6 protein-coding genes are annotated in these 11,755 nt (G+C 33.7%); 2 read left to right on the top strand and 4 right to left on the bottom strand.

Annotation, left to right across the window (positions count from 1 at the left end; genetic code table 11):
• Positions 1-623 precede the first annotated feature (623 nt).
• The 4 genes from H0Z29_05995 to H0Z29_05980 all read right to left on the bottom strand — a co-directional run bounded on the left by H0Z29_05995 (position 624) and on the right by H0Z29_05980 (position 7,941).
• Positions 624-3,062, bottom strand: coding sequence for a glycoside hydrolase family 2 protein (locus H0Z29_05995; GenBank protein MBO8131054.1), 2,439 nt, complete (start codon positions 3,060-3,062; stop codon positions 624-626).
• Between the two features lie 3 nt (positions 3,063-3,065).
• Positions 3,066-5,888: a DUF5110 domain-containing protein gene (locus tag H0Z29_05990; protein ID MBO8131053.1), complete on the bottom strand. Its 2,823-nt coding sequence runs from the start codon at positions 5,886-5,888 to the stop codon at positions 3,066-3,068.
• Positions 5,889-5,956: 68 nt separating this feature from the next.
• Positions 5,957-7,729, bottom strand: a complete 1,773-nt coding sequence (locus H0Z29_05985) for a carbamoyltransferase (protein MBO8131052.1) — start codon at positions 7,727-7,729, stop codon at positions 5,957-5,959.
• A complete protein-coding gene (locus tag H0Z29_05980) occupies positions 7,729-7,941 on the bottom strand; it encodes a hypothetical protein (protein ID MBO8131051.1) in 213 nt (70 codons plus the stop codon). The genes H0Z29_05985 and H0Z29_05980 overlap by 1 nt, the downstream gene beginning before the upstream one ends.
• Before the next feature lie 289 nt (positions 7,942-8,230).
• Here H0Z29_05980 and H0Z29_05975 point away from each other — a divergent pair, with 289 nt between their 5' ends.
• A complete protein-coding gene (locus H0Z29_05975) occupies positions 8,231-9,340 on the top strand; it encodes a GntR family transcriptional regulator (GenBank protein ID MBO8131050.1) in 1,110 nt (369 codons plus the stop codon).
• Between the two features lie 6 nt (positions 9,341-9,346).
• Positions 9,347-10,075, top strand: coding sequence for a response regulator transcription factor (locus H0Z29_05970; GenBank protein MBO8131049.1), 729 nt, complete (start codon positions 9,347-9,349; stop codon positions 10,073-10,075).
• The last annotated feature ends 1,680 nt before the right edge of the window (positions 10,076-11,755 follow it).

Below are 11,755 nucleotides of genomic sequence, written 5' to 3'. Positions count from 1 at the left end.
TTTGACTTTTGCACTTTGCAATCTTCATTTTGCAATTGCCGTAAGGCTATCTTGTTCTTCGGGAAATCGCCTTCGGTGACTTCGTGAATACAAAACCTTATTCTATATACTCCAAGAAATATGAAATCTTTTATAGAAGTCTTTTTTAAAAATTCAAGCGTAATTCGTTTCGATCCCGATGGAGACAATAATTCGGGCAAAGATCGGGTGCTGATATTGGGATAGTGATTAAGTTTTTTCCCTGAAGTACAATTAAAATTTCGAAAAAATAGAAATCATTTATATGACCAGAGTTATTTGTTATCACTTGACTTGGTATAATGGATAAATTTGACAAAAATAAATACAGATGTTTGTTCGTTATTTGATATGGCCTGTTTCTCGTCAACTATAATTAAACCATCAATTAATAGGAGATAGGGAGCTTTTTTTATAAGTTTTAGGGATCAGAAAACAGGTGGGATAAGTCCTGGATTTTCTGCCAGATTAATTAAAAGGACAAGTTAGAATATGGTTTTATCACTGTATATTTCAATTGGATTTTTGATATACCAAATTGGTTATAAACCTATAGTATTCAATTTTATACGGGAATCCCTTAAAAATATCTATGTTTTTTGCTATTATTTTGATTCTATAAACGCAATGCCTTTTTTCAATCCTTCCGATTTTGCTACAATTTTTATCTTTCCACATTTGCCTTCTACTGATCTTACGATTAGCATAGCCTTACCATAAAATAGACTATGTTTTGGGTCAATAAATGATTCGTAGGATTGAGGATTGCCATTAGCAATACCTGCGATCATACCAGGTCCAGTAATTTTGAAGTTGACTATGTTCATTGCGTGAGGACATGAGATGCCTTTTTTATCCACAGCTTCAACAAGTATAAAAGCAAAATCATCTCCGTTTGATTTTATTTTTTTAATAAGAGGAGTTAGTCGAATTTTATATGGTTGACTGGCGGTATTAACTATTGCTTCTCCTATTTTATTGCCATTTTTATAGGCTACTGCTTTCAATTCGCCTGGCTCATATTTTACGTTCCACATTAGTCTGTACCTTTCAAGTAAATTTTCTGAAACAGGGATCTTGCTCTTTTTTCCCAGAGATTTGCCATTTAAAAATAATTCTGCCTGGTCTCCGTTTGTATAGACGAATACAGGAATTTCTTCTCCTTCATATCCTTCCCAATTCCAATGAGGTAGTATATGAACTGTTGGGACATCATCTCTCCAGTGAGATCTATAGAGATAGTATCTATCTTTGGGTATCCCTGCCAGGTCTATAATTCCAAAATAAGAGCTTCGCGCTGTTTGTTCTGGTTTCAATTTTTTAGATACTTCAACCCCGTACCAGTTGTCGTACGGAGTTGGTTCCCCAAGATAGTCAAATCCTGTCCATATAAACTCACCACAGACAAAGGTATCTGTTTCAACGTAATTAAACCCTTCATCTGGCAGGTCGCACCAGAACGGTCCGTTTAAATCATAGGAACTTACCTGAAGTTCAGGTGTGAAGAAATCTGTTTTCTCCTTTGGAAGTGGTATTTTATAAAAACCCCGTGTACTTGTTGTGGATGCTGATTCGGTTATTATTACTGGTTTTGGTTCTATTCTGTATGCTTCGTAATATCTTCTTTGATAATTGTAAGAATGAATATCAAAATAATCAAAATGTCTCCATTTCACTATATTACCTGTACCAGCAGTAACCAGAGTTATGGGTCTAGTTGGATCGTATTTTCTGAAGTATTCAACCATTTTCTCCAGTTTTTCTATCATATTATTTTCGTTTGCCTCCAGGTCCCAGACTTCATTTCCTACGCTCCATATAACTACACATGGATGATTTCTATCTCTTTTTACAAAATTTCTTACGTTCCTTTCTGCGAATTCATAAAAGTCCATACTTGGTTTAAAGTCAGCCTTTTTATCCCACTTGTCGAATATTTCATTTATCACAAGAAAACCCATTTCATCACATAATTCCAGAAGTTCCGGTGCCTGGACATTATGACTTGTCCTTATGGCATTAACTCCCATGTCTTTTAATTGCTCCAATCTGAATTTCATTACACTCCTGTGAAAAGCGGCGCCAAGTGGCCCAAAATCGTGATGGAAGTTGACTCCTTTAAACCATAATCTTCGACCATTTAGAAAGAAACCATTCTTTGTTGTAAATTTTATCGTTCTGATTCCGAATTTAGTAATATGAACATCATGTAACTCGTTATTTGCAAAGATGAATGACTTGACCATATAAAGTTTTGGATTGTTTATATCCCAGAGTATTGGTTTATTAATCTTTAATGTTTGTGAAAATTTATGATACCTCATTTTATATATAAAGGCTTTTACAGTATCGGTAGTAACTTCTTTTCCATCGGGATTTATTATCTTCGTTATAACTTTCACTTGAAGAGTTGAATCTGTAAAGTTATTTACCCTGGTCTCTACTCTTGTGATTGCATAATCTTCGTTTATCTCGGGATTTGTAACAAACGTACCCCATATATCCACATGAACTTTATTTACTACGATCAGCTTAACATTCCTATATATACCAGCACCAGGATACCATCTTGACTCATGTTCTCTAGTATCAACTCTTACAGCAATGAGATTTTTATCTCCTGGTTTTAAATATTTCGTAATGTTGAAATAAAAAGAGTTATATCCATAATCCCATCCCCCGACTGAATCGCCATTTACATATACGGTGGGATTTGCCATTACCCCTTCGAACAGAATGTAGATTATCTTATCTCTATATGAGTCAGGTATTTCAAATAATTTTCTATACCATCCAACGCCTTTCCATGGCAGTTTTCCCGTGCCTGGATCTCCGTTCGGATCGAAAGGACCTTTTATTGCCCAGTCATGAGGAAGTCTTACCTTCTCCCAATTTTTTTCATTAAAATCAATTTTAAATGCATCTCTCAAATCACCTAAATAAAATTTCCATCCTCTGTTAAAATTAATCTCAATCCTTTCCTTAGCATTAATCATAGCCAAAGAAGTTAGTAATATTAGCAGGTACTGAAAAAATTTTCTCATTTTTCACTCCAATTTTAATTTTATCTGTTTTCCTTTATATATAGCAGTTTTATCTGGTTTTATTTTGAAATTAAAAGGTTTTGGATTATCCGGTGTAATATAAATTATTTCAAATATTCGATTCTGAATCATTCCAGGATATTTCCCCTTTCTTTCAAAAATCCTTAATGTTTTATCTTTATCGTTGTATTTGAAAGATATCTCAGAATACGCCCCTTTTTCATAGTTGTAATTATCTCCTTCATCTTCATAGAGGGTAAATGAGGCATCTTCACCTCCATAGATGAAAAGGCGGATTGGATTAGCCGCTTTTTCATCAACGAATTGTATTTCAGGACCTGCTGGAATAATTGCCCCGGCTTTTATGAAAAGCGGTATTCTTTCGTATGGAGCATCTATTTTGTAAGAATTACCCGCTTTATAGAAATTACCTGAATAGAAATCATACCAACCATTTGTCTCTGGCAAGTATACATTTCTTGATCGAGTCTTATATTCTGTTATGGGGCATACGAGTATATATGGGCCAAACATATACTGATCAGCTATATTTACCACATTTTTATCGTTGGGGAAATCAAAAATAAGGGCTCGCATTATTGTATAATCCTCTTTTGTAATTTTCCAGTAAAGGGAATAAATATAGGGAATTAATCTATATCTAAGTTTGTCATAATAAACCATTGATTTATAAGCTGGGTGATCATGCGAAGCTATGTTATAAATTTCCCGATATGGATATTGGCCATGTGCTCTAAAGATTGGACAAAAAGCCCCGAATTGAAACCATCTTGTGAAAAGTTCACGCCATTCTTCCAGATCGTCAGTTTTTGGGTTGGTTGCGATTCTATTTTCAACAGCAAAACCACCTATATCCATCGTCCAATAGGGGATACCCGAAAGGCACATATTTAATCCAGCAGGGATCTGATTCTTCAAATCAAACCATCTGGCAGCTACATCACCAGACCAAACAGCAGCAGAATATTTCTGTTGACCTGCAAAAGCAGATCTTGTGAGAATAAATACTCTCTTATTTGGCAATGTTTTTCTGGAGTTTTCATAAATACCCTTAGTATGAAAAAGAGAATAGATATTTCTATATCTTCTGAATGGTCCAAGTCCAGTGGGTCCGTTTCTTTTAACGGTTTCTTCCATTGATAAGTTGGAATGTATATCCGGTTCTGTGGCATCAAGCCACCAGGCATCAAAACCGAGTGGTACCAGTTTTTCTTTGATCTGCTTCCAATATAGGTCCCTGGCCCCCTCATGATACGGATCATAAAAAGTTGAAACATATCCAACCCAGTCCTTTTGACCGAGTTGGATATTTCTTAGATACAAAAACCCATTTTGTAGCATTTCTTCGTAATGTTTTGTTCCTACATAGAATTTTGGCCAGATAGATATCATTATGTGAGCATTATAGTTTTCATGAACTGTTCTGACCATTTCTTCAGGATCAGGAAATCTTGATCTGTCAAAATCGTGAGACCCCCATTTATTTTCAGGCCAGTAAAACCAATCAAGAACAATGTTGTCTATTGGTATTTTTCTTTTTCTATATTCATCAAGGACACCAAGTAGTTCATCTTGGGTTTTGTATCTTTCCCTTGATTGCCAGTACCCAGCTACCCATTTTGGCATCAGGGGTGCTTTCCCAGTAAGGAGTCGGTAACCCTTAATTATTTCATCTATAGTTTCTCCGTATATAAAGTAGTAGTCAATTTCATCTGCTACCTCTGACCATAGTGATAATAGATCAGCATAATCAGTGTCAGAAGGAGGTAGATATTCTAATCCAATAAAGCCACCATCATGTATCCATTCTATTTTAATCTTGTAGACATTGCCTTTTTTCATATGCAATTTTTTAAAATGATACCATGGCAACCAGTTTTGTCTCCAGTTATTTACTATAAGTTCGTCATTTATCCACATTTTGGTGTAGCCTGAGCAGTACAATCTGAATTTATATACCCCATCTTTTTCAGGTTTTATAAATCCTGACCATCGTACAGATTTTATCTTTTCACCAAAATCTTTGGGAAAGGGATCATTGACATCCAAGTATTTATGCTGGATTCTTTGTTCCTGGCTTTTCAAATATAGTTTATTGAAATCACGATCCGAGAAATATTCTGCTGTCAGTCCGGGTGTTTTTCCATCGATTCCAACAATATTTAGATCTTCTATTGAGATGTAGTCCCTGGGATCTCCGAATTTTGTTCTTGAATAATTGTCCCATAGAATACCGTAATTCCTGCTTGAAACAATGAATGGTACTACGGCAATCATATTATGTTGCCACAGATCTATATCATGACCTCGATAATTCATTATACCAAGTTGATGATGTCCGAGCCCAAAAAAAGCTTCGTCCTCATGAGTCTTAAATATTTGTTGAATTGAATAGGCTCTTTCGCAGGGGAATTCTATTGGTTTAATTATCTTTCCATTATTAGCTTCCTGTAAGATTATTTCTCCTTTTTTATTAAAAAAAGTTAACATGGATGAGCTGTTATCAACCTTAATTATTATTCTCTGAGTTTCAAGAAAATGGGAATTATTCTTTTGATAGTAATTCCACTTTATATCTACATTTATACAGTTGTTTAATATAATCAAGCTAGTATCAATGAATTGTTTCTTTCTTGTTGCCTGGATGTGCACTATATTATCTGTGATGAAGTCGATTTTTAAAAAGTTGGGTTCATTGACATTGGTTTTTTCAATCTTAAATATTAAGCCATTTTTGGTATTGATTACATCAGAGGGTAGCAAAATACCTGTTAAAACTATTAGAAGTAGAATTAATTTTTTCATTTTTAACCTCATTTTGTTTTTTAATGTTATCGCTTTGCAAACGATGTCGTAAAAAGAAAAAATTTTTTCTAACCATTTTTTTCAACAAGAAAATTTCCCAATATCAGTATATCTATTCCGGATTTCATAAAAGTATTAATCGCATCCCAAGGCGAATTAACTATTGGTTCTCCCTTTAGATTGAAAGAAGTATTAAGAATACATCCAATTCCTGTATTCTCTTTGAACTTTTTAATAAGGTTATAATAAAGCGGATTATGGTCACTGTATACAGATTGAATTCTTGAGGTACCATCAACATGGATAACTGCCTCTATTTTATCCTTATATTCTTTTTTTACTGGATATGTAACCAGCATAAATCTTTGAGGATAAATTTCTTTATTTACTTCAAAGTAAGAGAAAATATCTTCACTCAGAACTGAGGGAGCAAAGGGGCGGAAAGGTTCGCGCAATTTCACTTTTATATTTACAATATTCTTCATTTCTTTATTTGTTGAATTAGCTAAAATACTTCTATTTCCCAGAGCTCGAGGTCCCCATTCCGTCCTGCCCTGGTACCAGCCAACTACTTTATTGTTAATTAAATTTTCAACGGTGATATTAATTAATCTATCTTCGTTTAGCTCACGATATTTCAATCCTGATTTGAGGATTGCTTTTTTTATCTCATTCTGGCTGAAAGATTTTCCCAGATATGCACTTTCCATTATTTTTTTATTTTTATTGCCGAGGACTTCGTGCCAGCACCAGAGGGCGGCTCCAAGAGCACCCCCGGCATCGGTAGCTGCTGGCTGAATAAATATTTCCTCGAATGGTGTATCTTTTTGCAGATAATAGTTTGCTTTACTGTTTAGTGCAACTCCCCCTGCGTAACATATATTTTTACATCCCGTAATAGAATAAGCATAATTTGCAAGTTTGACAATTATTTCTTCTAAAACTTTCTGAATTGATGCGGCGATGTCTGCATAATATTGATTCTCTATCGCTGACTTTTCAAAATCCCTTGGTTTGTCTCCGTAATAAGCAGGAAAATCGGAGTCTTTTGTAAAAAAGAACGATTCTAGTTTTCTGGGTTCCCCAAAAATTTGTATAAATTTATCAGTAAAGGCTTTTTTTGTTGAGTAAGGAAAGGAAAAATAATCAAGGTTGAGTTCTATACTTCCATCGTTATTTATAGTTACGATCTTTTTTATTTTGTCCACGTACTTTGGTTTACCATAAGGAGCCATCCCCATCACTTTATACTCGCCATTATTTACTCTGAAACCAAGAAATGCTGTAAAGGTTGAGTACAAAAGTCCAATAGAATGTGGAAAATGCATTTCATATAAAATGTTGATTTTATTTTCTTTACCGAACCCAATGGTTGCGGTTGCCCATTCCCCAACTCCATCAATAGTAATTATGGTAGATTCTTCAAATGGTGATAAATAAAAAGCACTGGCTGCATGAGAAAGATGATGATTACAGAATAAGACCTTGTTAGGCTTTATTCTTAATAGTTTTTTTATTTTGTTATGAAAATGTAGCTTCTCTTTTAACCATATCGGTACAGCCTCTCGAAATACAGCAAGAGACCTGGGTATGTGATTAATTATAGAAGTTAGGATTCTCTCAAATTTAATAAAGGGTTTATCATAAAAAACTATATAATCGATGTCCTGTGGTTGAATCCCGGCTTTTTCAAGGCAGAAGTTTATGGAATTTATTGGAAACTCATAGTCATGTTTGATTCGTGTAAATCTTTCCTCTTCGCTGGCGGCAACAACCTCACCATTTCTAAGTAGAGCAGATGCAGCATCATGATACCAGCAGGAAACGCCTAATATATACATTAAAATTGTCTCCTGGCTTCATCAATAGTAATATCAGTTTTGTCTATTTTTATCCAGCCTTTTTTGTACTTAAGAAAAGGTTTGAGTAGAAATCCGATTGGGATTATAAGGATAAAATAAAAAAGAGTAAATATAATTTTCGTCTGTATTGTTGCAATTTTTTTCCCAACAATTATCCATTTTTTATAAAGTTTTATGATTTTTTTTATCATCAGAAGAGCGTATATATAAATGGAGCTAAAGCTGTCCCCTGAAAAAATATTATAAAAATACTAAGAATCAACAGAATAATAATAACTGGTAATAACCATATTTTTTTTCTATATATTGCAAATTTGATGAACTCTAAAAAAATCTTCATATATTATAATTAATAAATTTTTTGTTATTAGACAAGGTAAAAGATAATAAATTCTTGTATAAAATAAATATACTGTGTAGATTTAATATATCAAATAAGCTATTTAAAATGTATTTGTAATTTAGAATAGGAGTATAAAAATGGCAATTGACTTTACAAACCCAGAACCTCTTTATAAACAAGTAGCAGAAGATATTAGATCAAAAATTGCCCGAGGTGAATTAAAGGAAGGTGATCAACTGGAACCACAGGAGATACTAGCCCAGAAATATGGCGTTAGTATGATTACAATTAAAAAGGCTATAGGTGATCTTTCAAATGAGGGATTACTGTTGACTAGGGCTGGTAAAGGTACTTTTGTTTCAAGAAAGTCGAGAGGAGTAGACTTTGCAAAACATAAGACAATTGGTATTGTTTTGAGGGATTTTAATAGTCCTTACTTTTCGCTAATTATGCAGGCTGTGGAAGAAAAGGCGTCGAGTATGGGCATAAATGTATTGCTTTCCAGCTCATCAAACCGCGCAGAGAAAGAAGAATCGATGATCAATCACTATCTGGAAATTGGTGTAGGTGGATTGATAATTGCTTCTATGGCACGGATTTATCATGCGACTCCCATAATAAGGAAGTTACACGATGAGGGTTTCCCGTATATTATGGTCTCATATATTGATGATGAGGACATCTATTTTGTAGGAACTGATAATGAGGAAGGGGGATATCTTGCTGGTGTCCATCTTGCCAAGCTTGGGTACAGGAAAATCGGGTATATAAATGGCGAAGTTGGTAATGTCGTTGGGGAAAAGAGAAAGAAAGGCTTTGTAAAGGCTCTTGAAGAATTTGGAATTGAGTTCGACTCTAAATTTGAATTTCACTTACGACTTAGAGGGGAATGGAATGATTATCAGAGTGGTTATGAAATAGGAGAGTATTTTATTGGACTGAGTGAGAAACCTGAAGCTATGTTCGTTTATAATGATCTTTCGGCTTTGGGTTTTCAGAGGGCGTTAATAGAGAGGGGAATCAGAGTACCTGAGGATGTTGCAATAGTTGGCTTTGATGACATTAAAAGGGGAGTGGTAGCTCCTGTACCTCTTACAACTATTCATCAGCCTACGGATAAAATCGGTGAGAAGGCTTTTGAAATATTATTGATGAGGATGGATGGGAAAGAAGTCCCTGTCAGAACTATATTAAGTCCTTATGTTGTTGTCCGTGAAAGTTGCGGTGCAAATTTGAAATCAAGCTGAAATAAAATGGAAAAGTTAAAAGCATTAATTATTGATGATGAATGGTTAATTCGTCATGAATTGCGATTACTTCTTGAAGAATATACAGAAATTGAGGTTGTTGGTGAGGCTGATAATGTTGATGATGGATTAAAAGTGATTTCAGAAACTGATCCAGACGTTATCTTCCTTGATATAAAAATGCCTCAGAAAAATGGATTTGAACTTGTAGAAAGAATAGATTCGAAATATAAAATAGTTTTTATAACTGCATATGACCAATACGCTGTGAAAGCTTTTGAGATTAATGCCCTTGATTATCTTTTAAAGCCAATAAATAAGCAAAGACTTAAGGTTACGATAGATAGAATAAAAAAAGATCATGTTTCTACCTCTGAGCCTGCTTCCCATAAATTTGATTATAATGATTATATTTATCTTTTGGTTGGTGGAAGTAGAAAGTTTATAAGAGTTTCTAATATCAAATGTATAGAAGCACAGGGGAACTACTCATATGTATACTACGGAGAGGGTAATAAAGATATTGTCACAAAGACATTAAAAGATTGGGAGAGAATTCTACCTTCAAAATATTTTGCTAGAATACATAGGTCCGTACTTGTCAATATAAACTACATCGAAGATGTCAGAAAATGTAATAATCAAAGTAGGAATGTATTTATTAAAGGCCTAAGCGCTCCATTCAAAATGAGTAGAAGATATGCATCCAAATTGAAAAAATTATTTATTGTTTAAAACTGATTCAGCCTCAGACTCTTCAAGTTGAAGGATTTTTTGTTTGAAGTCTTTATAAAAGATTTTTATATCAACATTAACCCATCCATCATCTTCATATATATTAAATGAGTAAGAATCACCAAAGAGAAGCTGTAATCTTTTTATTATATTGTTAATAGCACTTTCATCCTGCTTCAGATTTTTAAGTTTTAATTTATCGGGGATATAGCCTGTGTTTGATATTTTTATGTCCAGCTTATCGTTTTCCTCGGAGATGTTTATGGAAACTTCAAGAGGCAGCTTGCTGGTCTCCATACCGTATTTTATAGCATTTTCAACAATCGGTTGCAGGAAGAAAGCAGGTACTCTATTTTTCAAAGTTTTTGTATCTATATTATATCTAACCTTTAAATTATTTTTGAATCTCATCTCTTCAATATGAATGTAATTTTTAGTTGCTTCTACTTCTTCATATAAAGAGGTTTCAAATTTGTTAAATACATTAAGTGTGTATCTAAGGAAATCTGATAGGGAAGTTATCATTTCCCATGCTTTTTTCCTGTCAATTAATATCATTGAGCGTATTGAACCAAGAGCGTTAAATAGGAAGTGTGGATTCATCTGGTTTCTTAATAGCTTCAACTGATTCAGATTTGCAAGTGATTGGGTTTTCAATATTTTTTGCTTTTGCTTTTGGTCTCTATAAAAGTGGTAAATAAAAAATCCAATAATAGATACTATAAGAAGTTTAAACCAAATAGTGTCCCAGAATGGCGGTTTTATAACCATGTTTAGTTTTATATTTGATTCTTTCCATGAAACTCCGTCAATTGATGACTTTACTTTGAAGGTATATTTACCTGGAGAAAGGTTTGTGTAGGTGGCATTTTTCTGATTACCAACATAATTCCATCCTTTGTCGAAACCCTCAAGCATGTAGGCATACTGATTTTTGTAACTGTTTTGATAGTTTAAAGAGACAAAGTTGAAAGTGATTGCTGAAAAATTATATGGGAGTACTATAGGTTGATTTTTAGATGATAATTCTGAATTTTGCCGATAATCAATCATTATCTTTTTGTTTCCTAAGCGATAGCTTTTTATGATTACATTTTGTAGATGTTGGCTTTCATGGAATTTGTTAGGGTCAAAAGCTACTAAACCATTTATTGTACCGAATAGAAAGTAACCATTCCTGGTTTTATAATATGCATTATAACAGAATTGATTGCTTGCTAATCCATCCTCCTTGAAGTAGGTTTTTATAGATTCCTTTTTTGGATTAAATTTTACAAGTCCATGATCAGTGGAAATCCATAGATTGGAGCTGTCATCTTCAAGAATTCCATAAATAGTGTTGCTCGGTAGTCCGTCTCTTAGTGTATATATTTTAACAGTTGAAAAGCTTGTATCCAGTTTATACAATCCCCCATGGGAAGTTCCAATCCATAGGTATCCATCTTCGGTCCTATGAAAACATTCAGGACTTATCCCAATATTTATATTTTTTGTTGGTAACTTATAAGTTTTTAATGAGTTTTTTTTGGGATTAAAAACACCGAACTTATTTGTATTTAATCCTATCAAAATGTTACCATTTCTATCATTATATAATGTTTTAATATTTAGATAATCATTATCCAATTTTTCGAATCCTGGTCTGCAAAAGGTTCTCCTTTTCCAGTCGTAGATTGTTAA

Source organism: Candidatus Neomarinimicrobiota bacterium, assembly GCA_017656425.1.
Classification (GTDB): domain Bacteria; phylum Fidelibacterota; class UBA2242; order UBA2242; family B5-G15; genus JACDNV01.
The sequence above is the reverse complement of the archived record's forward strand: the minus strand, read 5'-3'. Positions and strand labels throughout refer to the sequence as shown.